The organism is Novosphingobium sp. BW1 (assembly GCF_008107685.1).
GTDB lineage: Bacteria > Pseudomonadota > Alphaproteobacteria > Sphingomonadales > Sphingomonadaceae > Novosphingobium.
Genome location: NZ_VIRF01000063.1, coordinates 34,279 through 57,595, shown reverse-complemented (window position 1 = coordinate 57,595; position 23,317 = coordinate 34,279). Strand labels below are relative to the sequence as shown.

Sequence of the window (23,317 nt, the reverse complement as noted above, 5' to 3'; positions counted from 1 at the left end):
CGTCGGGGCTAAGGCGGGGGAACAATGGCCATCGTATCTGAAAATCCACGCGTTCCTGCGCGCATGGTGCTGCTGTCGCTGGCGGCGCTCTGGGCGTGTTATTTCATCGTCGCGACCGTGCGGGGGGCCTTTATGGGCTTCGATTTTGCCTGGCCGATCATCTCGCGCAGGCTGACGATCTGTCTGCTCTCGATGATGGTCATGGCGGCGGTCTGGCCGCTGCTCCAGATGCTCGACCGCAAGTCGAACCTGGTGCGCCTCGTGATCGTGCTGGTGGGCGCCTTGCCACTTGCCCTGCTGCTCAGCCTTATCAACGCGATGGTCTTTGCGGACCTGGAAATGGCGATGAAGGCCGCCGACAAGGAAGGCCTGACCCAGATCGACCCGGGCAAGGTCCGCGTGATGCAGGATGAGGCGGGCAACATCCTCGTCGATCTGCCCAAGTCATCCTCGCGCGATTCAGCCCGGCAGGAGGCGCCGCCTGCGCCGTCCGCCCCTCCCGTCACAAGTTCCGCAGTGCCCGAGATCGTGCCGGGCATGACCGACGATGCAGGCCCTCTGCTCGACGACACCGGTCGCGGCCCTGCTTCGGCGGGAATCATGCCGGGCGCCGAAGGCGGGATCACCATCCGCACCAACGGCGCGGCACGTGACACGCTGTTCGGGCGCTGGGCGGGAATGGCCGACACGACCTTCGGGCGCTATTTCCTCGTTCTCGCCTGGGCCGCGCTCTACTTTGCGCTCGCCAAGGCGGAAGAAGCGCGGGCGGCCGAACGGCGCGAGGGCGAATACCGCCGCGCGGCCGAAGCGGCCGAACTGCGCTCGCTGCGCTACCAGGTCAATCCGCACTTCCTGTTCAATACGCTGAACTCGCTTTCCGCGCTAGTCATGACCGGGCGCCAGGATGCGGCCGAGACGATGATCCAGACGCTCTCGACCTTCTACCGCCGGACCTTGAATGGCGACCCCACCAACGACATGCGCCTGCTGGACGAGATCGAGATGCAGAAGCTCTACCTCTCGATCGAGGGGGTACGTTTCCCTAATCGTTTGCAGACGCAATTCACGATTGACGAGGACGTCGCCGATGCGATGGTACCGGGCATGATCCTGCAACCGCTGATCGAGAACTCGGTGAAGTACGCGGTCGCGGCTACGCAGCGTCCGGTCACGATCACGATCTCGGCCCGGCGCGGCGAAGGGGAGGATGGTGCGGGCGATCGTCTCGTGCTTACCGTGCGTGATGATGGACCCGGCGCGCCCCTGAACAAGGCCGAAGGGTGCGGCATCGGATTGAACAATGTGCGTGATCGCTTGCGCGCGCGCTACGCGAATACGGCCAGGCTGGCCTACGGTCCGCAGAAGGAGGGGGGCTTTGCGACTGTCCTCGACCTGCCGCTGGAGACCGAACAGGGGGCCGCCGGGGCGAGGGAGACGAGATTTGATGGATAGCAACGCCATGCAGAACGGGGCCAACGACACCATGACCAGTGCGCCGCTACGCACCCTGATCGTGGATGACGAGCCGCTGGCGGTGGAGCGCATGCAGGTGATCTGCTCGCGGCTGGGTTCAGTCTCGGTTGTCGGCACGGCGAGCGACGGCGAGGCTGCGCTGCGCCTGTGCGAAGCGCTTCATCCCGATCTTCTGCTCCTTGACCTCACTATGCCCGAAACCGACGGACTTACCGTTGCGCGGCGGCTGGCGCGTCAGGACAACGCGCCCGCGGTGATCTTTGTCACCGCGCACGACGAATTTGCGGTCGAGGCCTTCGATCTCGATGCGGTGGACTATGTTCTTAAGCCTGTGACGCCCGAGCGGCTGGAACGCGCGATCGGGCGCGTCATTGCCCGGCGTGGTGAACGCACCGAGCCAAAGAGTGATTGGCTGGAGGAATTCTGGGTACCGCACCGCTCCGAACTGGTGCGCGTGCCCGCCGACGACGTGCAGCGCATCGATGCGGAGCGCGACTACGTGCGCCTCCACGTGGGCGATCAGAGCTATCTTCTGCTCCAGACCATCACCAGCCTGCAGGAACGGCTCGACCCGGCGCGCTTCATCCGCATCCACCGCAGCCACATCCTGCGCCGCGATCACGTGACCGGCCTCAAGCACGAGGGCCTGGGGGTGTGGTCGGTGGAAACGACGAGCGGCGACAGCCTGCGCATCGGGCGTACGTATCTGCCCGAGGTGAAAAAGATGGCGGGGCGATGATCCTGAGCTCAGGAAGAAGGTATTGATTCAAGGGGCCATCGCCCCTTGACCCCAAAACCGGCGACCTCACCTTTTTCGGCCAGGGCGGCGCGTGGAAGGTGAGGTCGACAGTTTGGAGAGCCCGAGGGCAAATGCCCTCGGAAATCTCTCTTTTCCTGCTTCAACACAAAAAGAGGCGGGCCGCCAGAGGCAGCCCACCAAGTCGGTATCCGGGTCATTTCTTCTTATGGGACCTCGGGGATGGGGGGATCAGCCGCCGTAGCGCTGGGCCGTCTCCTGATCGCGCATGGCGGCTGCGATCTGGCCCTCGACCTTCTGCGTGGCTTCGCGGAAGCAGGCCTGCGACGAGGAGCTGGGCAGGAAGGAGTCGACCGCGCGTTCGTCCATCCGGCAGACCTTGCGGGCCGTCTTCACAAGGCGGCGTTCCAGGGTCTCCTGGCCTTCGACCGTGCTGAGGTCGAGGTCGGTGTAGTAGACGGTTGCGGTGGGGATGTTTTCCTGCGCGGCGGCGGCGGCGGCGGCGGCGGCGGGGGTGGCGGTAGCGGCGAGGCCGACCATGGCAGCGGGACCAACAAGGGCGGCGGCGAAAAGGGCAGTCTTCTTGAACATCGTGTTTCCTCCTATGGTGAGCAGGTCCGCGATGTGTGTGTCGGCCGGCTCGATGAGTTTCTTCTGCACCCAACCCGGCCCTGTTTCACGTCAGCATCTATGGTGGGTCGTCCAAGGTCGACAAAAGGCACAGGCAGCGGACAAACGACGTTTGTAGTCGACGAACGGCATCGGCCGGACCGCACCCAAATGCGGGGATGCCCGCGCACGGCGGCGACTCGCGCCGCGTGATTCGCAAGGGGCCGGGCAGGGCTTCGGGGCAGCCTCGCATGGAGGGGGATTGGCATCGGGGCACAAGCCGCGTTAGGCTACGTGATGTGACCATTGCCGTTCTCGTCGTCTTCTGTCTGGGCGTGATTAACTTCGCCGCCCACAAGGCCGTCCTCGAAAGCGGGCATCCGATGTTGGCCCAGGTGCCCTGGTTGCTGAAGCCGCTGGGCGGGCGAGCCAGTCTCCTTGTCGAGTTCGTGATGCTGCTGGGCGCGTTGCTGATGGTCTCGGCCGGATCGCAAGGGTGGGCGCTGCTCTACCTTGTCTATTCGCTGGTCAACGGCGTTGCCGCCTGGCTCATTGTCACCGAGCGCCTGTAGTTCCGGGAAGGTATCCGGGAACCGGTGCGCGCACGGGGCTTTTCGCCAAGCATGGAACAGGCATCGCAGACACCCGCCGACGTGGCGCAACCCGATGATCCCGCCCCCGCCAGCGCGAAGGCGCGGCGTCTCTGGCTGGTGTGCAATCCGGCAAGCGGCAGCAACGATGCGCAGACCCAGCGTGAGGCAAAGCAGGCCCTGGAAAGCGCCGGTTTCGATGTCGCGCGCACCTTGTACTTCCCTGACGATCCCGCGCCCAAGGCTGTGGATCTGGACGCGGAGGGGGTCGAGATCGTCGCCACTTTCGGAGGCGATGGCACGGTCCATGCCGTCGTCACGGGCCTGTTCGGCTGGGGCGGTGCGGTGCTGGTTTTGCCCGGCGGCACGATGAATCTGCTTGCCAGGTCGCTGCACGGCCCGGCCAGCGCGGCCGAGATCGCTGCGCGCCTTGAGAGTAGGGAAGGGCGCCGCGTGCGCACGCCTGTTATCGACACCCGGCACGGAACCGCGCTGACCGGCGTGCTTGCGGGGCCGGGCACGATATGGAACGAGGTGCGCGAGGCCCTGCGCGCGGCGAACCTGGTCGAAGTGGTTGCCACCGCGCGCCAGGCCATCAGCTATTCCACTAGCGGGCCCAAGGTCGTGTGCGAGGAGTCCGATTGCGGACGCGAGGACGGCTATGCCGCGATCACGGTCAACCCGGGTGAGGAGGGGCTGTCCGCACGCGGCTATTACGCGGAATCGCTGACCGACTACGCGGGGCAGGGGATTGCGCTCCTCAACCGCAACTTCCGCAATGGGCCGCACGACGATCTTGGCGTCCACCAGCGTATCCGTCTTGTCTGCCCGGCAGGCGAGCCGATGGGCCTGCTCATCGACGGCGAACCTTTTGATGGCGAGCCTGAGGAAATATTCGAGCTTGCACCCTGCGAGGTCGATCTTATTGCCACCCGCGAGGTATAGGGCGTGAAGGCGAGTTCCTTCGCGCTGGGGCGACATGGCCCGAAACGCAGACCCAACGCAGGTGAAGTGCATGAATGACCGCCCGCTCAAGCTGTTTCATCTGAGCGATATCCACTTTGGGCTCGAGGACCGCAGCGCCCTCGCCTGGGTCGAGCGTTGCATCGAGCGCGAAAAGCCCGATGCACTTGCCATCACGGGCGACCTCACCATGCGCGCGCGGCACCGCGAGTTCGACGCCGCCTGCGCCTGGATTCAGGCGCTCGACATCCCGGTGACGGTCGAGGTGGGCAATCACGATATCCCTTACGCCAATCTCTACCAGCGCTTCTTCGATCCCTACCGCCGCTTCAACCGGATCGAGCATCTGGTCGAGGCCGAACTCGGCCTGCCGCGTCTTGCCGTGATCCCGCTCAAGACAACGACGCGCGCGCAGTGGCAGCGCTTTCCCTGGTCGAACGGCTGGGTGACGAAGAAGGCGCTGGAGGAAGCGCTTGCCGCGATCGACGCACAGCCCGAAGGCACGCGCATTCTTGTCGCCGCGCATCACCCGCTGACCGAGCGGCGCGAGCGTGACAACAAGCTGCTGACCATCAACGGCACCCGGACGATGGAAGCGCTGGCCGGGCGCAAGGTTGCCGCGATCCTTTCCGGGCACATCCACGATCCCTTCGATCTCGTCGCGGACACGAAGGCGGGTCCGCTGCGGATGATCGGCGCGGGCACACTTTCGCAGCGCATTCGCTCGACCCCGCCCAGCTTTAACGAGATCGTGATCGAGGGCGAGGACATCCGCGTCACCGCGCGCAACCTGGAAGATGTGGCAAGTCGCGACATGATGATCTGCGACGTGCCTGAGAACGCGCTGCCCCCGCGCGATCCCGAAGAACCGGTGGCGCCTGTCGGCAAGGTGCCCGAAGTCGACCCGCCAGTGAGCTGACCGGAACAGGCAGAAGCAGAAAGAGCCGCAGTCTCCTGCGGCTCTTTTCGTTTGAGGTTGGTTAGAAGAGATCTATCCGAGGGCCACCCGAACCGGCTGCCTTACCTCGCGCGCGCAACGGCGCGTGATAAAGGTGAGGTTGCCGATTTTTGGGTCAAGGGCGGATGGCTCCTTGAAAATCGATTTCCTTCGTCATCTTACATGTCCGCCTGCGCGTAGTCGTGGTCGACCGAGCCCAGGCCGTTGATGTTGCTGCGCAGGATCTCGGGCTTGCGTACCAGGGTCACGTGGCCCACGCCGTTGATCTCGATTTCGGCGAGGCGCTTGGGGCCAAGGGTGACGTCGCCCGCGCCATTGACCTCAACCTTGACGTCATCGCCGTAGAGCTTGGCGAGGTCGATGTTGCCCGCGCCATTGGTAGTGACGGCCATCGTGCGGACCTTGCCGTCGGCTTCGAGGTCGAGCGCGCCGTTGGCCTTCAGCGTGAACTGGTCCTGGTCGAGGCCGACCAGCGTGACATCGCCCGGTGCGTCGAGATCGAGGCCCTCGATCTCGGGCGCGGTGATGACGACCTTGAGGCCGTTGCCCCAGTGGCTGCGGTTGCCGTCGAGCTTGAGGCGGCCATCTTCCCAGACGAGGCGCTCCAGCAGCTTCTCGGGCCCCTTGACGGTCATGCTTGCGGTCTTGCCGCGGGTGAAGCTGAGATCGACGGGCACTTCCATGGCAATCTGCGATCCGCTTTCGATGGCGAACTCGCGGGTCTTGGTCGGCCCCAGGTCCTCGTCCTCGCCGCCAAAGTGCCAGCCCCCTTCCTGGGCAAACTCGCGGCGGGCGTCCTCGCCCCCGACAATCCAGGCCCCGGCGAAAGCAACGAGCGATAGGATCGCGGCACTGGCGAAGACAATGAGCAGTTTGCGGAACATGTTATATCTCCTGCGTGCACGGTTACTTGTCGGGGTGAATGGCAGGCTCGAGCACCCGGAAGTGCAGGCGGCCGAACCACATCAGGGCGTTGATGACCCAGATGCTGACGAGGATGAGGATGGCCGCGGCCGCGACCGATCCGCTCAGGATACCGAGACCAGCGAGCAGGGCGACAGCCCAGCCTCCCGGGAAGCCCGTGAACGGGCCGGCGATGAGGACAAGGCCACCAGCGATGAACACTGCGATGACGGCTACGAACAGGGCGATGAGTACGCCCAGCACCGTCACGATGATCGGCAGCAGCAGCAGGATGTCGAGCGAGGCGAGGCCAACGAAGGCAATGATTGCGGCCCAGGCCGAGGACGGTGAGCGCGCCTCGTTCCAGTTGCGCTGGCCGAATTCGAAGCGCAGTTCGCGGGCCAGGCGCGCCGGATCGCCCAGAGCGGCGGCAATCTCCGCCTCGCCGCGGCCTTCGGCCATGCCGGCCTCGAAGTGCTCAGCGTAGTCGGAGAGGATGTCGTCGACGTCCTCGCGCGGCAGGCCCTTGAGCCCGGCTTCGAGGCGACGGATGAATTCAAGACGCGTCATGGCTGGATTCCCCTTCCTGCACGTTCGCGGGTTCTCCGGTGGTTTCCGGTGCGGTGGCGACGGGCGCATCGCCGGTGATCAGTTCATCGACGGCGGCGGTGAAACCGCGCCATTCGCTGACCTGGGCGACGAGGCGCGTCTGGCCAGCTTCGGTGATGGAATAGTACTTGCGCGGCGGGCCGGATGGCGATTCCTCGAGATAGGTCGAGACCAGGCCGTCCTTCTGCATGCGGCGCATCAGCGGGTAGATCGTCCCTTCGCCCATATCGACCGCGTCGGCCATGCGGCTGGCGATCTCGTAGGCATAGCTGTTGCGGCGCGAAAGCAGGGCAAGCACGCAAAGGCCGAGCACCCCCTTCTTAAGCTGGACTTCGATTTCGGACATCGAATCATCTCCTGTCGGTGACGACTGTATATAGACAGCTAGTGTGTGATGCAAGGTACCTTTCTAAAAGAGGTACAAGGCCATGCACTATACCGCGCACGGCAAGATGGCTGGCTCACGAAGGAACCCGTTTGTGTTCCCGACTTCCGTGACTTCGGCAGGGTCTGCCACCCCGCAACCGAGGGAAAACCCTATGCCGGCTCGGTACCGGACCGGGCCAGATTGGTGTCCTGTGAGGTAGGGGGCTTCCTTATGCGACTCGTGTCCGACCGCGTGGCTGCCGCGCTGCCTGCGCTCGGCTCGCCGATCGGCACCCAAAGGGCGCTGGCGCAGGCCGCCTCGGGCCGCAAGCCGAACATCCTCGTGATCTGGGACGATGATATCGGCTGGCAGAACGTTTCGGCAAGGTGGGCAAGCAGATCATCGAGGACACCGGCCCGCTGACGCGTAAGCGGATGGAGAACTTCGATTCCGCCGAGATGATCCCGACCGCACTTGCCTTCATGGAAAAAGGCGAAGGCGGCAAACGAGCCCTTCTTCGTGTGGATGAACACCTCACGCATGCATGTCTACACGCTTCTCGACGATGAGTGGCGCTATGCGGCGGGAAAATACACGTCCGAGGCGGACCTTCACGGCTCGGGCATGATGCAGCACGATCACGCCGTAGGCATGGTGCTCGACTGGCTCGAGCAGCAGGGCATCCTCGATGATACGCTGATCTGGTATTCAACCGACAACGGTCCGGAGCACGATCCCTGGCCACACGGGGCAACCACGCCCTTCCGCGGTGAGAAGATGACTGCCTACGAGGGTGGTGTGCGCGTGATTTCGATGTTGCGCTATCCGCGCATGGTCCCGCAGGGACAGGTGCTGAATGGCATTCAGGCGCACCAGGACATGTTCACCAGCCTTGCGGCCGTGGCCGGTATGCCCGACGTCAACATCCGCATGGATCCTTTCGAGAGCTTCGATTCGGTCGATGCCTACCGGCACCTGCTTCCGAAGGTCTCGTGGTTGATGCAGCCGATGGGCGTCTTGATGAACACGCACCTCAAGACCCTGGCCGAATACCCGCCTGTGCAGGGCGGGGCCTCGTTCGACATGTCCAATGTCGTGGCCGAGTTCATGGAGCAGGGCCTTTTTTTGGGGCTCAGCCCTCGATCCGGGCGATCTGGCGGTCGTGCCAGGGGATGAGGAGGGCCAACGCACAAACCGCCCCTACAAGGCACATGAGCATGTCCCACTGGGTGTCCCAGGGATCGCCCTGGGTGCCCAGGAAGGCCTCGGCACCCTGACCCAGCGCCATGGCCGCGCCGAACTCGATCAGCTCGTAGACTGCGCTCACCGCCAGGCAGCAGGCCGTGACCAGCACCCTGGAAAGCCATCCGGGCGCAAGGCCGCCCCGGCGCAGCAGCACCTCGCGCAGCACGATTGCGGGTACGAAGCCTTGCGCGAAGTGGCCGATCCTATCGTAGGGATTGCGCGCGAGGCCCAGCAGGTCCTGCAAGGTAAAGCCCAGCGGCGTGCGCGCGTAGGTATAGGCGCCCCCCAGCATGAGGATGAGGCCATGGAGGCCAATCAGCGCCATGGCAAGGCGGGTCAGGGGGAGGCGGCTGCGGGTAGCCCAGAGGACGGGCAGCGCGATCAGGACGGGTGCCACCTCCATCAGCCAGGTCGAGCGCTCAAAAGGGCTCCAGCCCGAGGCCAGAAGGCCCGCCAGCCAGAGGAGTGTGAGCGCGGTAAGGTCGCGAAGGTTGGTGCGGTGCATTCCCGGCAGGATTGGCCAGATACCGGGGACATGCAAGCCCCGCCGCGAAGGCACACCTGCGGAATGCAGGCATGAAAAGAGGGCCGCGGTTGCCCGCGACCCTCTTTTCGTAAACCGGTGCGTCGGTCCGTTCGAAACTTAGCGCTTCGAGAACTGGAACGAACGACGGGCCTTGGCGCGGCCGTACTTCTTACGCTCAACCACGCGGCTGTCGCGGGTGAGGAAGCCGGCGGCTTTGACCGTGGCGCGCAGGACCGGCTCGTACTTCGAGAGAGCCTGCGAAATGCCGTGCTTCACAGCGCCGGCCTGACCCGAGAGACCGCCGCCCTTGACGGTGGCGACGACGTCGTACTGGTCTTCGCGCGCGGTGATCTGGAACGGCTGGGCAATGACCAGACGCAGGGTCGGACGTGCGAAGTAGACTTCCTGGTCACGGCCGTTGATGGTGATCTTGCCGGTGCCGGGCTTGATCCACACACGGGCAACGGCGTCCTTGCGGCGGCCGGTGGCGTAGGCGCGGCCCTGGGCGTCGAGTTCCTGCTCGCGCAGGGGAACGTTCGAGACGACAGGGGTGAAGCCCTGCTCTTCAGCTGCGGCTTCTTCGGTCGCGACTTCGGTGCCGAGGTCCTTGAGGTCGGACAGGCTCTGGACGGTATCAGTGTCGGACATTAGGCACCCACCTTGTTCTTACGGTTCATCGAAGCAACGTCGAGGGCTTCGGGCTGCGTACCACCGTGCGGGTGCTCGGTGCCGGCGTAGACGTGCAGGGCGCGCATCTGGTCGCGGCCCAGCGGACCACGGGGAATCATGCGTTCCACGGCCTTTTCAAGCACGCGCTCGGGAAAGCGACCGGCGAGGACCTTGTCCGCGGTAACTTCCTTGAGGCCGCCAGCGTAGCCGGTGTGCTTGTAGTAGGTCTGCTGCTTGAGCTTGTTGCCGGTGAAGCGGACCTTCTCGGCGTTGATCACGACGACGTGGTCGCCGCAATCGACGTGCGGGGTGAAGCTCGGCTTGTGCTTGCCGCGCAGGAGGTCGGCGATGATGACAGCCAGACGGCCAACCACCAGACCTTCGGCATCGATCAGATGCCACTTCTTTTCCACCTCGGCCGGCTTGATCGACCGGGTGACCTTTGTGAGCGCCTTCATGGCTGGTCTATCCCTTGTGTTTCGTGCGCGCGTCCGGTGGATTGGCGCTGGCGCGAATCCGTCCCTTACGCGGGAAGTGGCGCCAATTCGTCGAATTCGGGCGCCAAGTCAAGCAGGATGCGGCTTTGCGAAGAGGTAATATGATACCGCATGGCGTCGTATGACCGTTGCTCGGATCGCTTCGCAGAAGGGATCTGTCCGGGCAGGCTCAGGTTTGCGCGGGTTTCGGCAGGCTTGGCCATGGTCGGGCGCGCGCGCGTTGCAGCGCTGGAAGCACTTGAAATCGCCCAGCCAGTCCGAGACGCGAAAGTCCAGCACATCGGTGAAGAAGCGCGCCAGCGCCTGGTGATCGGACGAATGCAGCTGATCTTCACCGGCACGCCTTGCCAGCGCTACAGAGCATGTTTGTCGAGGGGCGCGACCTTGGCCGAGATCTCGAAGGACAGGCCATCGGGTGAGAGGAAGCGCCGCCTCCGGGTGCGACGAGCGCGCTGCGCGCGCGCCGCCGGTGTCGAACGAGTGCACCGGGTCGGAAACCTGGGTGTCGCCGCAGCCCTTGCTAAGGGCGAGGACGTAGGGCGGGTCGCGTTCGTCGGAAAGGTCGATCTGGTGGTATTGGAAACTGTCGCAGGTAGAGTCGAGGTACTGCGCACCGCCATGGACGAGCGTGGTGGCGCCCGCCAGCCACTGGAAGCCCATCTCCACACCTTTGACCAAGGACTTGGCGACGTTGCGGGTGTCAAAGGCGTTGTTGCCATTGTCGTCGCGTCGGCGATGCCGCTCTGGACCAGCTGGTTGCCGCTGGCCGCGTTGATCGCGATGGCCGCGTCCTGCTGGGTTTCGGCGCGACGCTGTGCGGTGACGATGATGGCGTTGAGCCCGAAGGTCTCGCCTGTGCCTTGCGCGGCTGCGGTGATCTGGCCCAGGGCGGGCTGCGCGAACGCATCGTTCGCTTCACCCGGCAGCTTGCGCCTCAGCCCGGACTGAGCGGGCTGGCAGGTTGACCTGTGCGTCCGTCAGGCGGGCTGGCAAGCCGGGGTGTCAGAGCGCGCCCAGCCAGCCCAGTGTGGCCGGTGCGCCCGTGTCGCAGACCCAGCCCAGCACGGCGGGCGTGTCGTAAGGGTGGATCTCGCCAAGGCGCGCGACGGCGGCGTCGAGCAGGTCGGCGCGGGTCTTGAGAAGCAGACCGACTTCGCGCGCGGTGTCGATCTGGCCCTCCCATTCGAACACGCTGGTGACCCCAGGGATCACGTTGCCGCAACCGGCGAGCTTCTCTTCGACCAGCGTGCGCGCGGCCGCGAGTGCGGCGGCTTCATCGGGGCAGGGACACCAGACAAGGGCGCCTGAAAGGGGCGCATCCGCCATATCAGGCCGCGCTCAGCAGGTTGACCGGATCGCGGCGGCCCAGCGCATGTGCGCCCCAGACCACGCTCATCACCAAGAGCGCGGCGCAGACCTGGTGGGCGACCGCCAGCCACAAGTTCACGCCCGACCAGATTGTTGCAATGCCGAGCAGGATCTGCAGGCCGAAGGCCATGTGGATCGCCACCGAGGCCGGGCGCTGGCGGATCGCGCGCAGGCGCCGCCCCATGACGATCAGGATCGCCACGACCACCCAGGCCCACCAGCGGTGGAGGAAGTGGACGAGGAAGGGATCGTTGAAGAGCGCAAGGAGAAGCCCGCCCGACGCATCGACGCCCTCAGGGAAGAGATGGCCCTGCATAAGGGGCCAGGCGTCGAGGTGGAACCAGCCCGCGCCCGCCACGTAGCCCGCGCGCATACCCGCGACAAGCGCGCCATAGAACAGCTGGAGCGCCAGCGCGGCCAGCGCCACGAAGGTGAAGCGCCCAAGCGAGGAGCGCGGCGTGCCCTGTTCGAGTTGCCGGAGGTCGAGTGCGGTCCACACGAGCCCGCCCAATGTCAGGAGCGCGGTCAGGAGGTGGGCGGCCAAGCGGAAGTGGCTCACCCGGTCGAGTGCATCGGGAGAGAGCCCGGAGGAGACCATCCACCAGCCCACCGCGCCCTGAAGGCCGCCCAGCGCCAAGAGCGCGAGCAGGCGCGGCTTGTAGCCAAGCGGGATCGTGCGGCGCACCCAGAACCAGATCAGCGGCAGCGCAAAGACCAGCCCGATGATGCGCGCGATCAGCCGGTGCGCCCATTCCCAGAAGTAGATGAACTTGTAGTCGGCAAGCCTCATGCCCGCCGGGCCGTTGACATCGAGGTACTGCGGGATCTGCCGGTACTCGGCGAACTCGGCCTGCCACTGCGCGTCGGTCAGCGGGGGCAGGGCGCCGGTCACCGGCTTCCACTGCGTGATCGAAAGCCCGGATTCGGTGAGGCGCGTAATCCCACCGATGGCTACGATGAGCACGACCAACACGGCGACGGTGAACAGCCAGCGCACCATCGCGCCGATGTCGTCGTGAGTTCCGATGAGAGGGCGGCCGTCCATGTTCTTCATGGGGACTCTTCCTGAGCCCTTGCCGCAGGTTACGCAAGAGCCCGCAGCCTCCGGGCGCGGTAAGGGCTCGGTTCGCGGCAAATTTCGGTCCCGCTCTTGATTAATGTTACAACGTTACATATTTGCCGGGCGATGCGCAGCAACCCTTCTTCGATTCGTGGACGGCTCGACCGGGCCGGAATCCTGCTCAGCGGGCTTTGCGCGGTGCACTGCGTGGCAGGCATCGTGCTGGTGGGCGTGCTGGGGCTGGGCGGCGAATTGCTGCTGTCCCCCGCCATCCATGAGGTCGGTCTGGCGCTTGCCGTCGTGTTCGGCGGCGTCTCGCTGGGGGTCGGCGTCATTCGCCACGGCCGGATGATGCCGCTAGTGATCGGTGGCGCGGGCATCGTGCTGATGGCGCTGGCGCTGTTCGTGGGGCACGGCCTGTCCGAGGCGCTGCTCACGATCTGCGGCGTGACCCTGGTTGCGGGCGCGCATCTCTTCAACTTGCGCGGCCACGCGGCTCACTGACCCGCGCTTGGTCGCGGCGGGTCGCCGCGCGGGCGATGTTCCGCGTCGTGTCGGGCGCGCAGGGCGGTGAAAAGCGCCGTGCGCGTTTTTGCTTGGCGGCGGGAAACCTTGCGCTCGGCGCAGGGCGCGCTATCTGCACCCACATGGCCCAGAACGATACGCCGAACGCCCTCATCTCGCTCACCGTCAACGGGGAGCCGCACCGGATTGCGGCCGGCTCGACGATTGCCGACCTTGTCGCCGAAATCGGACTCGATCCCGCCAAGGTCGCGGTCGAGCGCAACGCCGAGATCGCGCCGCGCTCGACGCTGGCCGACGTCACTCTGGGGGAGGGCGACACGCTCGAGATCGTCCACTTCGTGGGCGGCGGTTGACGCGCCCGGCGTCCCGTTCGGCCATTGCGCCGATGGGGCCGCCATTTCCCACTTCTTTCTTCCGAGATTTCCTCGCGCTTCCCGCCTCTTGAAAGGATGCGACCTGTGACCGATACTTCCTCTGCCCCCACCACTCCCGCGACCGATGCTGACACCTGGACGGTCGCGGGGCGCACCTTCACCTCGCGCCTGATCGTGGGCACGGGCAAGTACAAGGACTTCGAGCAGAACGCGGCCGCGGTCGAGGCGTCGGGCGCCGAGATCGTTACGGTCGCGGTGCGCCGCGTCAACGTGTCGGACCCCAAGGCGCCGATGCTGACCGACTACATCGACCCGAAGAAGATCACCTACCTGCCCAACACCGCAGGCTGCTTCACGGCCGAGGATGCGATCCGCACACTGCGCCTGGCGCGCGAGGCGGGCGGCTGGGACCTCGTCAAGCTCGAGGTGCTGGGCGAGGCGCGCACGCTCTATCCCGACATGCGTGAGACGCTGAAGGCCACTGAGATCCTCGCCAAGGAAGGCTTCCTGCCGATGGTCTACTGCGTTGATGACCCGATTGCGGCCAAGCAGCTCGAAGAGGCGGGCGCGGTGGCGGTTATGCCGCTGGGCGCGCCGATCGGTTCGGGCCTTGGCATCCAGAACCAGGTCACCGTTCGCCTCATCGTCGAGGGCGCCAAGGTGCCGGTGCTGGTCGATGCGGGCGTGGGCACCGCGTCGGAAGCGGCGGTCGCGATGGAGCTGGGCTGCGACGGCGTGCTCATGAATACCGCCATTGCCGAGGCGAAGGATCCGGTAAGGATGGCGAGGGCGATGCGCCTCGCGGTGGAAGCTGGACGCCACGCATATCTTAGCGGACGCATGCAGAAGCGGCGCTATGCAGACCCCTCAAGCCCGCTTTCCGGCATGATCTGATAGTTAACGATTTTATTGCCTAATACTTTCGGTCAGTGAGGTGTTCAAACGATTGCATGATTAACGTGCGGGTAAGCTCGCGGGGCTTAAAGTGTGTTCATCACGGGAAAGGCGAAAGCTGAACAACGACACATAACAAGCAACGGACACGGCACATGGAATACGCAGGCACGGCAAGTCTCACAATCAGCGAGCTTCGGGAATTCGCGAGCTTCACTCCTTCGGAACAGCGCTATATCCGGCGCAGTCTTGATGTTGGCTTGGGGCGCCAGGACGCTTTTAAGCTCTGGGGCCGCAATGCCGGGGAAATGGCCTCGATCCGAGGTCAGTACGAGAGTTACCGTGACCTGCAGGCCCTGCGTGGGCAGCGCCCGGACGAATACGGCTTTGCCGATCTCGATCCCTTCATGGGCAAGCTAGTGCGCATGGCCGCCTACGATCTGGCGCAAGGCGGGCTGGCCAGCTTCTCCGCCTTCCGCTTCCTCTACGAACGCCTGCTGGGCGCTTGGGCTCGGCCCTGGCTTCCCGGGGCCTTCTGCGGCGCGGCTGCGCTCCCACAGATCCGGCCTGACTGGCGCAAGACCCTGCTGCACTCGATCAGCGAGGCCGCCGCGACGGCGCCGGGCTGGTCCGCGCGCGAACCCGGCTTCTACCCCGAGTGGATCGAGCTCGAAGCCGCCTGACGCACCTTCCCTTTACCGCAGGGCCCTCGGGTCGCACCGCTTTCCCTGCACCGGGCCCCTCTACCGCATAGCGCAAGGCCCAGACCGCAACCTGCGACCGGAAAATCCGGCGCAGGTTGTCGCCGTTCGGACAAATCGAAAGCGGGCCTGCACCCGAAGACGGTTATGGCATCTTGTACTCCCGAGAGATCCGGTATCTGAAGCAACCGGACTGGAACAAGAGGTGTAACGCGTGACCAACAAGCCGCACATGGCGAAACCCCAGACCGCCGGTCGCCGGGACATGCCCGGCCTGGACGAAGGCGATGACCAGACCTTCGCAATGATCACCGCGCTGGCCAGCGAACTGGCCATGGCGCGCGAGCGCATCGACACGCTCGAGCGCCTGCTGGCCAAGGCCGGCACGCTCGACGCGGGCGCGGTCGAGGCCTATGTTCCCGACGAGGATGCCGCCAAGGCGCGCGGCGCTCTGCGCCAGCGCCTGATCGGCAAGGTATTCCGCCCGATCCGCGAGGCGGCTATGCGCCGCGCGGCCAAGAACACTTCGAACCAGGGAGCCTGAACCATGTCGCATCCGATGCTTGCCAGTGCCAACCACGACGAGACCACCGAACAGCTCTTCGTGCGCGACCTGCAGTACTGGCTCTACACCGAAGTCGAGCCGCATGAGCGCCAGATCGCCGAGGAGCTCGATCCGGGCCTCAGCCACAACGCGCGCGCGGAAGAGGTCTTTGACAAGCTGCACAAGGAGCCTGCGTTCCTGGGCTGGTCGAACATGCGCCGCACGACGCAGGAACTGCTCTGGGATTCGGTGTGGAACTGCGTCGATCGTCAGGCCGGTGAGCTTGATGCCAAGGCCTCCGAGGCCGCCGAGATCGGCTCGCTGACCCTGGCTGAGGACTTCCAGGTCCCCGATTACCTGGAAGACGCCCACGTTCACCTCATGCCCGGCGGCTACGGTTCGGACACCGACGGCGTGCGCCAGGGCGCACTGATGGACCGCGGCGGTGCGGTCTACATGCTGGGCCGCAACGGCGGTTTCCTCAACGACGGTCGAGGCAAGGCCGTCGCGGCGCATCTGGCCTCGTGCTATCCCGATTTCCAGCCCGAGAAGCTGGTCGAACTGGGCTGCGGCGTGGGCTCGAGCGTGATTCCCGTCGCCGAAGCTTACCCCAAGGCCGAGGCCTATGCGGTCGACGTCGGCGCCTCGGTGCTGCGCTACGCGCACGCCCGCGCCGCGCACCTGGGCGCGGCGATCCACTTCGTGCAGGATGATGCCGAGAAGACCCGCTTCGAGGATGAGAGCTTCGATCTCCTCTTCACCGCGGCGGTCATGCACGAGACCTCGCCCGAGGCGATCCAGAACATCCTCAAGGAAAGCCACCGGCTGCTGCGCAAGGGGGGCATCGCGGTCCACCTCGAAGTGCCCGTCAAGTACGAGACGCTCGATCTGTGGAGCCAGGTGATCGCGGGCGTGGAGCGTGATTACAACAACGAGCCTGCCTGGCAGGAGGCCACGTCGGCTGACTACGGCGCGCTGATGACGGCGGCCGGGTTCGAGGACGTGAAGGTCGGCTTCCAGGACGCCGTCCTGGGCCCAGACATGTCGGCGAGCAAGTTCGGCGAGGAATCGAAGGGCGTCTTCCTGTCCTGGTTTGTGACTTCGGGCCGCAAGTAAGACCGGGTCGTCAGGGCCTGAAATGAAAAAGGGGCGCTCTTTTCCGGACCGGAAGAGCGCCCCTTTTTCGTGGCCGATGTCGACCGCGCGCTACTTCACCTTGCCCAGCATCCGGGTGAGGTCATTTCGCCATTTCGCCCCTTCCACGATTTGGAGCAACGAGATGTCGACCGGCTCGCGCAAGGCGCTGTCCGGGCCGGTGGCGATGGCATAGTCCTGTCGTCCGAACGTGCCGGGGAGGACGCGCAACGTATTCGTGGTGTCGTTGCGCACACGGTAGCGCAGCAGCGGTTCGTCGTAGACGAACGCCTCGATCCGGCCCTCGCGCAGGGCCGCAAGACCGCTCTCGATATTGGGATAGCCGGTAAAGGCGATGCCCTCGCTGGAGAGCCATTCATCGCTTGCAGACGCGCGGATCGAGCCGACCGAGGCCACGGCAAGGTCTTCGGGCCCGCCGATCGCGCCGGTCAGGCGCCCGCTCGTCAGCGAGGAGGCGATCATGCCGGTAAAGGTCGAAATAATCAGGATCGCGGCGAACATCCACACCAGCGCGATGGCTTTGCCCGCGGCCGTCTTGGGCGCCTTGTCGCCATAGCCCACCGTGGTCATCGTCACGGCGGAAAACCAGAAACCGGCAAACAGGCCGCGCGGGCCTTGCGCGAATTCCTCCGAGTTGTGGCGCCGCTCGACCAGCCAGAACAGGAACCCCACTACCAAAAGCAGCGCGCACAGCGCCAGGATCGCCTGGAGGAACTGCAGCGTGAAGAAGTTGCGCAGCAGCGAGAGCCAGGCAGGCGGCGCCCTGGGCACGGCAATACCGAAGCCGGTGGCGTAGAAGGGGTGGGTGAAGTCGACCTGCTCCTCGCGCGCGGCCGTAACCGTGAGCGCGCCCACGCTGGCGTCATAACGCCCATCGGCCACTCCTGCGACCATGCCGGCAAGGTCACTCTCGACAAAGGCATAGTCGTAGCCCCGTTCCTCGGCGATTTCGCGCCACATGTCGATGGCAAGGCCCGACCAGGTGCCATTTTCGTCCTTCATCACGAACGGCGGGGCTTCGCGCGTTGCGACGGTCAGGCTCTGCCCACTCTCCTGCGCGCGCACAGGCAGGACGGAGAAGCAAGAGGCAAGTGCCAGGAATACCCCGAAAAGGAAAAGCAGGGCAGGCGGTCTATTCACTGGCAGGCGCGGCATGGGCACTCCGTTATGGGCCGCAGCGGCGGCCGTGAGCGCCCATACTGTCAGCTGCGGTAGAGGGCGTCCAGTCGCGCGCCGTAGCGTTCCTTGAGCTTGTGACGGCGAATCTTGAGGCTGGGGGTCAGTTCTTCGTTCTCGATCGCGAAGGGCCCGTCGGCAAAGGCGAACTGGCGCACCTTCTCGATCACCGACATCTCCCGGTTGACCCGATCGATGGCTTCGCGGATGGCCGCGCGGAAGGCTGGCAGGGCCTGAAGGGTGGCCAGATCGCCCTCCTCGCCGTTCTCCTGCGCCCATTCGCGCGCCCAGTCGGCATCGGGCACGATTAGGCCTACCACGTAAGGGCGCCGGTCGCCCGCGACCATGGCCTGCGCGATCTCGTTCTGGAGCGTGAGCATCGATTCGATCCGCTGGGGCGAGACATTGTCGCCCTTGTCGTTGACGATCATGTCCTTCTTGCGGTCGGTGATGCAGATGCGCCCCTTGTCGTCGATGTGGCCGATGTCGCCGGTGTGGAGCCAGCCGTTTTGAAGCGCGGCTTCGCTCGCGGCCGCGTTCTGCCAGTAGCCGTGCATGACCAGTTCGCCGCGCACCAGGATCTCGCCATCCTCGGCGATCTGCACTTCGGCGCCGCGCATCGGCGGGCCCACGGTGTCCATCTTGATACCCGCGCGCGGGCGGTTGACCGAGATGACGGGACCGCTTTCGGTCTGGCCGTAGCCTTGCAGGAGGGTAAGGCCCATCGCCTCGAAGAATATGCCGATCTCGGGGTTGAGCGGCGCGCCGCCCGAGACGAGCGCCTTCATGCGCCCGCCGAACCTGGCGCGGATCTTGGGGCGCAGCGTGCGTTCCAGCAGTGCGTCGAGCGGGTAGTCGGTCAGGCGCCGTTTGCCGGCGGCCTTGCGCATGGCGACCGCGATGGCCTGGTCCATCATCCACTTGGCCGCGCCGCCCTGCTTCTCGATCTGCTTTATGATCTTGGTGCGCAGAACCTCGAACAGGCGCGGCACGACGACCATGATCGTGGGGCTGACCTCCTCGATGTTGGCGGCGAGCTTTTCCAGCCCTTCGGCGTAGTAGATCTGGCCGCCGAGGCCGATCGGGAAGATCTCTCCTGCGGTGTGCTCATAGGCGTGGCTGAGGGGCAGGAATGAGAGGAACACCTCGGGCCGATCGAGGTGGAAGTCGTCGAGTATGACCTGCGTGGTGCCCGCGATGTTGGTGAGCAGCATGCCGTGATGCTGGCGGACCCCGCGCGGTGCCCCGCCCGTGCCGCTGGTGTAGATGATGCAGGCGAGGCTGTCGCGCCCGATGGAGACGAGACGCGCCTCCACCGCCGCGCGCGCGGCCTGCGTATCGCCAGTCAGCATGTCGTCCCACAAGGAGGTCCCGAAGTTGCCGCCCTGCAGGCTGGGGAGTGCCTCCATGCCGACGACATGGCGGCATAAGTCGGTCTGGACGATGGCGGAAAGCAGCGGCTTGGCGAGCTTTGCGCTCGACACGATGGCCGCGCAGGCCCCTGAATTTTCAAGAATATGCGTGTGATCGCGGGTGGTGTTGGTGGTGTAGGTGGGCACCGTCACGCAGCCCGCGGCCATGATCGCAAGATCGGCGAGGCACCACTCGGGCCGGTTCTCCGAGACGATCAGGACCCGGTCACCATCGCGGAGCCCGCGCGCCCGCAGCCCTTCGGCGAGCAGGCAGACCCGCCGCGCGGCCTCGGCCCAGCTGATCGAGCTCCATTCGCCCTCGCGCTTGGCCCAGAGCATGGGCGCCTCGCCCAGCGCATCGGCGCGGGCCAGGAACAGCGATACGACGTTGGCGCACCTGTCGAATTCGACAAGATCCATGGGCTCGGAAATCCTCTCTGCCTTGTACCGCGCCCGCGCGTGCGAACGACGCGGGGCGTGCTTCTCGGTTCGAACGCTTAGGCCGCGCAATCGGTTGCGGCAAGCGGGCAGGGGGATTGTCAGAAAGGTCGCAAGGCGAGCACGGGCCGCCGTTTAAAGGGGTAGAAGAAGGATTCCCGAGGGCCATTGCCCTCGGGCTTCCCAAACTTTTGGTCTCACCTTACGCGCGTGGCCTGAGCAGCGGGAGGTGAGGTCGCTCATTCTGGGGTCAAGGGGCGATGGCCCCTTGAATCATTTTTCTCTTCTTACTCGTGCGCGCCGTTGAGGCTGTTCTTGCGGCGCTTGATCACGGTGACGTTGCCCAGCGTGTCCATGCCGACGCCTTCGCTGCGCGGATCGGCCGCGCCCAGCCACCGGCCATTGACCTTCTCGACCGCGTTGGCCTTGAGACCGAGGGGGGCGATCTTGACGTTCTCGCCCAGTGCCTGGAGCGCGGGGAGCATGGCTTCAAGCTCGGTCCCCTGTTCGAGTGTCGCTGTCTTCGAGCCCGGCGCGTAGACGAGACCCATCGCGATGGCGTCCTGCGCGGAGAGGTCCCAGTCGATCACGCCAATGATGGCCTTGGCAATCTGGCAGATGATTGTGGCACCGCCCGCCGCTCCAATGGCCAGGCGCACCGAGCCGTCGGGCGCATAGACGATGGTCGGCGACATCGAACTGCGGGGTCGCTTGCCGCCTTCCACGCGGTTGGCGACGAGGTATCCGTCCTGGCTTGGCACGGGGTCGAAATCGGGCAGTTCGTTGTTGAGGAGGAAGCCCGAGGCGGCGATGCCCGAACCGAAGTAGCCGTTGATGGTGGTGGTGACCTGCGCGACGTTGCCCTCCTTGTCGACGACGGCAAGGTCGCTCGTCCCCGGATCGTCGCGGAAGGGGACGCGCTGGCGCTCGGGCGCGCCTTCGGGCGTGCCGGGCTCGATCACCTGCATGGTGTGCGCGGGATCGATCCGAGCCGAGCGGCGGGCGAGGTAGGCCGGGTCGAGCAGGCCCTTGACCGGGACGCCGACAAAGTCGGGGTCGGCCATGTAGAGGTTGCGGTCGGCGTAGGCGAGGCGCTCGGATTCGGCGAGGAGATGCCAGGACACCGGATTGTCCTTGCCCAGCGCCTTCATGTCGAAGCGTTCGAGTTGCTTCAGGATCATCAGCACGGTCAGGCCACCCGAAGACGGTGGGCCCATTGAGCAGACCTTGTAGCCCCGGTAATCGTCGCAAACCGAGGGGCGTTCCTTCGCTTCGTATCCGGCGAGGTCAGCGGTGGTGATCGGCGAGGAGACGGGCTCGGCGGAGGTGAGCGCGGTGACGATGTTCTGCGCAATATCGCCCTTGTAGAAGGGCGCAGGTCCCTCGGCGGCGAGGCGTTCAAGCGTCTTGGCGAGCGCGGGGGTCCTCAGCGTGGAGCCGATGGCCACCGCATCACCTCCCGGAAAATAGGTCTCTTTGGCCCAGCCGGTCACGTGGCGGCTGTAGAGTTCAAGGCCGTTGTGGAGGCGGTCGGTCACCACAAACCCGTCGCGGGCGAGCGCGATCGCCGGTGCAAAGAGATCGGCCCAGGGCAGCGTGCCCCACTGCGCGTGGGCCTTGGCCATGGCGGCGAGCGCACCTGGCACGCCCGAGCTGAGCGCGCCCTGGTAGATCTCGCGGCCCGGGCGGCGTTCGCCGTTGGCATCGAGGAACCAGCTCTCGTCCGCCGAGCCGGGCGCGGTTTCGCGGCCGTCGATGGTGGCAAGCGAGCCATCAGCTGCGCCATGGCGGACCCAGAACAGGCCGCCGCCGATACCGGAATTCTGGGGCTCGACGACGTTGAGCGCGAGCATCGTCGCTATGGCCGCATCCGTCGCACTGCCGCCGCGTTTGAGGATCTCGACGCCCGCGGCGGCCGCGCGCGGGTCAGCCGCGCTGACCACCCCGATCCCGGTTGCGTCGCGATTCTGTGCGGCCGGAGGCAGCGTCTGCATCTCGGCAGGCGCGGTGGCGGTGCAGCCAGCGATGCCCATAAGAAGGGCAAGCGAGGCGGAAAGGGCGAAGGGCGTGCGCAGGACGGCGAGGGAATTTCGAAGCATTGCGCGCAAGGCTATTCGCTTCCGACCGCCTCGGCAATGGAGTTGAAGCCATCGCGCTTCATCAGCCTTTCCAGTCCCTTGCAGATATGCCTCGCGATATACGGGCCCTCGTAGACCATCGCACTGTAGAGCTGGACCAGGCTGGCGCCCGCGCGGATCCGGGCCCAGGCGTCCTCGGCGGTGGCGATGCCGCCCACGCCGATCAGCGGCAGCGCGCCGCCGGTTGCCTTGCGGAAATCCCGCAGGCGCTGCTGGGCCAGTTCCTTGAGCGGTGCGCCCGACAGGCCGCCACCTTCGCCCGCGTGCCCAGAGGACAGCGGTGGGCGTGAGATGGTGGTGTTCGAGACGATCAGCGCGCCCAGCTTGCGTTCGATGGCGATGCGGGCGATCGCGTCGATGTCGGCGGGTTCAAGGTCAGGAGCGACCTTGAGGAAGACCGGCGGGGCCTTCACCGGGCAGACCTCGTCGCGCGCGGCGATCACGCCGTCGAGAAGGCCGGTCAGTGCCGATTCGTCCTGCAGCGCGCGCAGGCCCGGAGTGTTCGGGCTGGAGATGTTGACCGCAAGGTAGGTGGCGTAAGGCGCCATCATGCGCGCCATCGTCGCATAGTCGGCGACGCGGTCGGTCGAATCCTTGTTCGCGCCGATGTTGATTCCGATTACGCCCGGGCGCGCGGCACGGGCGGCAAGGCGCTTGCGGGCCGCCTGGCCACCGCCATTGTTGAAGCCCATGCGGTTGATCACCGCGCGGTCCTCTTCGAGGCGGAACAGGCGCGGCTTGGGGTTGCCCGGCTGGGGCAGCGGGGTGATCGAGCCGACCTCGGCAAACCCGAAGCCGAGCTTGAGCAGCGCGTCGGGCATCTCGCCGTCCTTGTCGAACCCGGCGGCCATGCCGACCGGATTGGGAAAGGCAATGCCGGCCACTTCGCTCGTCAGCGCCGGACTGGGCGCAGGGGCGGGCAGGAAGCGGGCCATCGCGAGCGTGCGCAGCGCGATGCCATGTGCCGATTCGGCGTCGAATCGAAATAGGGCGGGGCGGAGGGCTTTGTAAGTCACAGCCGCGCTCATAGCTGCGTTGCGCGAAGGCCACAAATCTTTCGTCTAACAACAATTGTCAGCAAAAAAGCGCTCTTAGCCGACACCCCCCAGCAACCCCATGTCGCAAATCTACAATTCCTGAACGGCGCCTCAGCCTACATGGAGTGCGCGACCCGAAGGGCTCGTAGCGGGATGCGCACGAGTTCTTTATACCTTGAGGCGGCTTTCTGCATCGGCGGAAAGCCGCCCTTTTTTATGACCTATTGTGCGTATTTTGCATTCATGTAGAGGGCGCGAAGGTCTGCGCCCCATTGAAAACCAAGGCGCCCTGCGCTAGTTGAATTGGAGAGATTTAATCCAGTTTAACC

At 65.5% G+C, this 23,317-nt stretch carries 27 protein-coding genes; 14 read left to right on the top strand and 13 right to left on the bottom strand.

Annotation, left to right across the window (positions count from 1 at the left end; genetic code table 11):
- The first annotated feature begins 24 nt into the window (after positions 1 to 24).
- Together FMM79_RS07880 and FMM79_RS07875 are read left to right on the top strand one after the other, a co-directional pair.
- A complete protein-coding gene (locus tag FMM79_RS07880; protein ID WP_148626963.1) occupies positions 25 to 1,452 on the top strand; it encodes a sensor histidine kinase in 1,428 nt (475 codons plus the stop codon).
- Positions 1,445 to 2,212, top strand: coding sequence for a LytTR family DNA-binding domain-containing protein (locus FMM79_RS07875; protein WP_240339051.1), 768 nt, complete (start codon positions 1,445 to 1,447; stop codon positions 2,210 to 2,212). The genes FMM79_RS07880 and FMM79_RS07875 overlap by 8 nt, the downstream gene beginning before the upstream one ends.
- A 249-nt stretch (positions 2,213 to 2,461) precedes the next feature.
- On the opposite strand, the gene FMM79_RS07870 is transcribed toward FMM79_RS07875, so the two are convergent.
- Entirely contained in the window at positions 2,462 to 2,890 is a 429-nt protein-coding gene (locus FMM79_RS07870) for a UrcA family protein (protein WP_148626962.1), read from the bottom strand.
- 248 nt (positions 2,891 to 3,138) lie between these two features.
- Between FMM79_RS07870 and FMM79_RS07865 the strand changes: the two genes are divergently transcribed.
- From FMM79_RS07865 to FMM79_RS07855, 3 genes are all read left to right on the top strand, one after another.
- Complete coding sequence (locus FMM79_RS07865; RefSeq protein ID WP_226638158.1) at positions 3,139 to 3,411, top strand: hypothetical protein; 273 nt, start codon at positions 3,139 to 3,141, stop codon at positions 3,409 to 3,411.
- A 51-nt stretch (positions 3,412 to 3,462) separates the two neighbouring features.
- Positions 3,463 to 4,374, top strand: coding sequence for a diacylglycerol kinase family protein (locus tag FMM79_RS07860; protein WP_148626960.1), 912 nt, complete (start codon positions 3,463 to 3,465; stop codon positions 4,372 to 4,374).
- A gap of 70 nt (positions 4,375 to 4,444) precedes the next feature.
- The gene (locus FMM79_RS07855) at positions 4,445 to 5,311 is read left to right on the top strand and encodes a metallophosphoesterase (RefSeq protein WP_148626959.1); all 867 of its coding nucleotides are present in this window, start codon (positions 4,445 to 4,447) and stop codon (positions 5,309 to 5,311) included.
- Between the two features lie 197 nt (positions 5,312 to 5,508).
- Here the strand turns inward: FMM79_RS07855 and FMM79_RS07850 are convergent, their stop codons facing one another.
- Genes FMM79_RS07850 through FMM79_RS07840 form a run of 3 tightly spaced genes read right to left on the bottom strand, consistent with a single transcriptional unit; the run spans position 5,509 to position 7,208 of the window.
- Complete coding sequence (locus FMM79_RS07850; RefSeq protein WP_148626958.1) at positions 5,509 to 6,234, bottom strand: GIN domain-containing protein; 726 nt, start codon at positions 6,232 to 6,234, stop codon at positions 5,509 to 5,511.
- 22 nt (positions 6,235 to 6,256) lie between these two features.
- Complete coding sequence (locus FMM79_RS07845; protein WP_148626957.1) at positions 6,257 to 6,823, bottom strand: DUF1700 domain-containing protein; 567 nt, start codon at positions 6,821 to 6,823, stop codon at positions 6,257 to 6,259.
- Complete coding sequence (locus tag FMM79_RS07840) at positions 6,810 to 7,208, bottom strand: PadR family transcriptional regulator (RefSeq protein ID WP_148626956.1); 399 nt, start codon at positions 7,206 to 7,208, stop codon at positions 6,810 to 6,812. The genes FMM79_RS07845 and FMM79_RS07840 overlap by 14 nt, the downstream gene beginning before the upstream one ends.
- Positions 7,209 to 7,460: 252 nt before the next feature.
- On the opposite strand from FMM79_RS07840, the gene FMM79_RS07835 reads away from it, so the two are divergent.
- Positions 7,461 to 7,652 (top strand): hypothetical protein, encoded by a 192-nt coding sequence (locus FMM79_RS07835; RefSeq protein ID WP_148626955.1) that lies wholly within the window; start codon positions 7,461 to 7,463, stop codon positions 7,650 to 7,652.
- Positions 7,653 to 7,703: 51 nt separating this feature from the next.
- The gene (locus FMM79_RS07830; RefSeq protein WP_240339050.1) at positions 7,704 to 8,405 is read left to right on the top strand and encodes a sulfatase-like hydrolase/transferase; all 702 of its coding nucleotides are present in this window, start codon (positions 7,704 to 7,706) and stop codon (positions 8,403 to 8,405) included.
- Here the strand turns inward: FMM79_RS07830 and FMM79_RS07825 are convergent.
- The 3 genes from FMM79_RS07825 to rplM form a co-directional block, all read right to left on the bottom strand.
- Positions 8,362 to 8,979 (bottom strand): DUF2238 domain-containing protein, encoded by a 618-nt coding sequence (locus FMM79_RS07825; protein WP_148626954.1) that lies wholly within the window; start codon positions 8,977 to 8,979, stop codon positions 8,362 to 8,364. The two genes, FMM79_RS07830 and FMM79_RS07825, sit on opposite strands and share 44 nt — an antisense overlap.
- Positions 8,980 to 9,117: 138 nt before the next feature.
- Positions 9,118 to 9,648: a 30S ribosomal protein S9 gene (gene rpsI, locus FMM79_RS07820; RefSeq protein ID WP_148626953.1), complete on the bottom strand. Its 531-nt coding sequence runs from the start codon at positions 9,646 to 9,648 to the stop codon at positions 9,118 to 9,120.
- A complete protein-coding gene (gene rplM / locus FMM79_RS07815) occupies positions 9,648 to 10,127 on the bottom strand; it encodes a 50S ribosomal protein L13 (protein WP_039389852.1) in 480 nt (159 codons plus the stop codon). The genes rpsI and rplM overlap by 1 nt, the downstream gene beginning before the upstream one ends.
- A 240-nt stretch (positions 10,128 to 10,367) precedes the next feature.
- On the opposite strand from rplM, the gene FMM79_RS22220 reads away from it, so the two are divergent.
- The gene (locus tag FMM79_RS22220) at positions 10,368 to 11,114 is read left to right on the top strand and encodes a hypothetical protein (RefSeq protein ID WP_162528463.1); all 747 of its coding nucleotides are present in this window, start codon (positions 10,368 to 10,370) and stop codon (positions 11,112 to 11,114) included.
- Positions 11,115 to 11,168: 54 nt separating this feature from the next.
- Here FMM79_RS22220 and cutA read toward each other — a convergent pair whose 3' ends face one another.
- Together cutA and FMM79_RS07795 are read right to left on the bottom strand one after the other, a co-directional pair.
- On the bottom strand, positions 11,169 to 11,492 hold the full coding sequence (gene cutA / locus FMM79_RS07800) for a divalent-cation tolerance protein CutA (RefSeq protein WP_148626951.1): 324 nt from the start codon (positions 11,490 to 11,492) through the stop codon (positions 11,169 to 11,171).
- Between the two features lies 1 nt (position 11,493).
- Positions 11,494 to 12,588: a COX15/CtaA family protein gene (locus FMM79_RS07795; RefSeq protein ID WP_148626950.1), complete on the bottom strand. Its 1,095-nt coding sequence runs from the start codon at positions 12,586 to 12,588 to the stop codon at positions 11,494 to 11,496.
- Between the two features lie 132 nt (positions 12,589 to 12,720).
- Between FMM79_RS07795 and FMM79_RS07790 the strand changes: the two genes are divergently transcribed.
- The 6 genes from FMM79_RS07790 (at position 12,721) to FMM79_RS07765 (ending at position 16,748) form a co-directional block, all read left to right on the top strand.
- The gene (locus tag FMM79_RS07790) at positions 12,721 to 13,098 is read left to right on the top strand and encodes a MerC domain-containing protein (RefSeq protein WP_148626949.1); all 378 of its coding nucleotides are present in this window, start codon (positions 12,721 to 12,723) and stop codon (positions 13,096 to 13,098) included.
- A 35-nt stretch (positions 13,099 to 13,133) separates the two neighbouring features.
- Positions 13,134 to 13,472 (top strand): sulfur carrier protein ThiS, encoded by a 339-nt coding sequence (gene thiS, locus FMM79_RS07785; RefSeq protein ID WP_371710881.1) that lies wholly within the window; start codon positions 13,134 to 13,136, stop codon positions 13,470 to 13,472.
- Positions 13,473 to 13,577: 105 nt separating this feature from the next.
- Positions 13,578 to 14,387, top strand: a complete 810-nt coding sequence (locus FMM79_RS07780) for a bifunctional sulfur carrier protein/thiazole synthase protein (RefSeq protein WP_256376786.1) — start codon at positions 13,578 to 13,580, stop codon at positions 14,385 to 14,387.
- A gap of 155 nt (positions 14,388 to 14,542) precedes the next feature.
- A complete protein-coding gene (locus FMM79_RS07775) occupies positions 14,543 to 15,070 on the top strand; it encodes a hypothetical protein (RefSeq protein WP_148626946.1) in 528 nt (175 codons plus the stop codon).
- Positions 15,071 to 15,302: 232 nt separating this feature from the next.
- On the top strand, positions 15,303 to 15,632 hold the full coding sequence (locus FMM79_RS07770; protein WP_148626945.1) for a hypothetical protein: 330 nt from the start codon (positions 15,303 to 15,305) through the stop codon (positions 15,630 to 15,632).
- Between the two features lie 3 nt (positions 15,633 to 15,635).
- Entirely contained in the window at positions 15,636 to 16,748 is a 1,113-nt protein-coding gene (locus FMM79_RS07765) for a class I SAM-dependent methyltransferase (RefSeq protein WP_148626944.1), read from the top strand.
- 90 nt (positions 16,749 to 16,838) lie between these two features.
- Here FMM79_RS07765 and FMM79_RS07760 read toward each other — a convergent pair whose 3' ends face one another.
- From FMM79_RS07760 to FMM79_RS07745, 4 genes are all read right to left on the bottom strand, one after another.
- Positions 16,839 to 17,942 carry a transporter substrate-binding domain-containing protein gene (locus FMM79_RS07760; protein WP_148626943.1) on the bottom strand — a complete coding sequence of 368 codons (1,104 nt, stop codon included), beginning with the start codon at positions 17,940 to 17,942 and terminating at the stop codon, positions 16,839 to 16,841.
- Between the two features lie 47 nt (positions 17,943 to 17,989).
- Positions 17,990 to 19,795 carry a long-chain fatty acid--CoA ligase gene (locus FMM79_RS07755; protein WP_148626942.1) on the bottom strand — a complete coding sequence of 602 codons (1,806 nt, stop codon included), beginning with the start codon at positions 19,793 to 19,795 and terminating at the stop codon, positions 17,990 to 17,992.
- A gap of 305 nt (positions 19,796 to 20,100) precedes the next feature.
- Positions 20,101 to 21,912 carry a gamma-glutamyltransferase gene (ggt, locus tag FMM79_RS07750; RefSeq protein ID WP_371710880.1) on the bottom strand — a complete coding sequence of 604 codons (1,812 nt, stop codon included), beginning with the start codon at positions 21,910 to 21,912 and terminating at the stop codon, positions 20,101 to 20,103.
- Positions 21,913 to 21,923: 11 nt separating this feature from the next.
- Positions 21,924 to 22,979, bottom strand: coding sequence for a quinone-dependent dihydroorotate dehydrogenase (locus FMM79_RS07745; protein ID WP_148626941.1), 1,056 nt, complete (start codon positions 22,977 to 22,979; stop codon positions 21,924 to 21,926).
- Between the last annotated feature and the right edge of the window lie 338 nt (positions 22,980 to 23,317).

Coding starts and splice junctions, on each gene's coding strand:
- FMM79_RS07880 (WP_148626963.1), top strand. CDS start 25: ATGGCCATCGTATCTGAAAATCCACGCGTTCCTGCGCGCATGGTGCTG.
- FMM79_RS07875 (WP_240339051.1), top strand. CDS start 1,445: ATGGATAGCAACGCCATGCAGAACGGGGCCAACGACACCATGACCAGT.
- FMM79_RS07860 (WP_148626960.1), top strand. CDS start 3,463: ATGGAACAGGCATCGCAGACACCCGCCGACGTGGCGCAACCCGATGAT.
- FMM79_RS07855 (WP_148626959.1), top strand. CDS start 4,445: ATGAATGACCGCCCGCTCAAGCTGTTTCATCTGAGCGATATCCACTTT.
- FMM79_RS07850 (WP_148626958.1), bottom strand. CDS start 6,234: ATGTTCCGCAAACTGCTCATTGTCTTCGCCAGTGCCGCGATCCTATCG.
- FMM79_RS07845 (WP_148626957.1), bottom strand. CDS start 6,823: ATGACGCGTCTTGAATTCATCCGTCGCCTCGAAGCCGGGCTCAAGGGC.
- FMM79_RS07840 (WP_148626956.1), bottom strand. CDS start 7,208: ATGTCCGAAATCGAAGTCCAGCTTAAGAAGGGGGTGCTCGGCCTTTGC.
- FMM79_RS07835 (WP_148626955.1), top strand. CDS start 7,461: ATGCGACTCGTGTCCGACCGCGTGGCTGCCGCGCTGCCTGCGCTCGGC.
- FMM79_RS07825 (WP_148626954.1), bottom strand. CDS start 8,979: ATGCACCGCACCAACCTTCGCGACCTTACCGCGCTCACACTCCTCTGG.
- rpsI (WP_148626953.1), bottom strand. CDS start 9,648: ATGTCCGACACTGATACCGTCCAGAGCCTGTCCGACCTCAAGGACCTC.
- rplM (WP_039389852.1), bottom strand. CDS start 10,127: ATGAAGGCGCTCACAAAGGTCACCCGGTCGATCAAGCCGGCCGAGGTG.
- FMM79_RS22220 (WP_162528463.1), top strand. CDS start 10,368: ATGGTCGGGCGCGCGCGCGTTGCAGCGCTGGAAGCACTTGAAATCGCC.
- cutA (WP_148626951.1), bottom strand. CDS start 11,492: ATGGCGGATGCGCCCCTTTCAGGCGCCCTTGTCTGGTGTCCCTGCCCC.
- FMM79_RS07795 (WP_148626950.1), bottom strand. CDS start 12,588: ATGAAGAACATGGACGGCCGCCCTCTCATCGGAACTCACGACGACATC.
- FMM79_RS07790 (WP_148626949.1), top strand. CDS start 12,721: ATGCGCAGCAACCCTTCTTCGATTCGTGGACGGCTCGACCGGGCCGGA.
- thiS (WP_371710881.1), top strand. CDS start 13,134: ATGTTCCGCGTCGTGTCGGGCGCGCAGGGCGGTGAAAAGCGCCGTGCG.
- FMM79_RS07775 (WP_148626946.1), top strand. CDS start 14,543: ATGGAATACGCAGGCACGGCAAGTCTCACAATCAGCGAGCTTCGGGAA.
- FMM79_RS07765 (WP_148626944.1), top strand. CDS start 15,636: ATGTCGCATCCGATGCTTGCCAGTGCCAACCACGACGAGACCACCGAA.
- FMM79_RS07760 (WP_148626943.1), bottom strand. CDS start 17,942: ATGCCGCGCCTGCCAGTGAATAGACCGCCTGCCCTGCTTTTCCTTTTC.
- FMM79_RS07755 (WP_148626942.1), bottom strand. CDS start 19,795: ATGGATCTTGTCGAATTCGACAGGTGCGCCAACGTCGTATCGCTGTTC.
- ggt (WP_371710880.1), bottom strand. CDS start 21,912: ATGCTTCGAAATTCCCTCGCCGTCCTGCGCACGCCCTTCGCCCTTTCC.
- FMM79_RS07745 (WP_148626941.1), bottom strand. CDS start 22,979: ATGAGCGCGGCTGTGACTTACAAAGCCCTCCGCCCCGCCCTATTTCGA.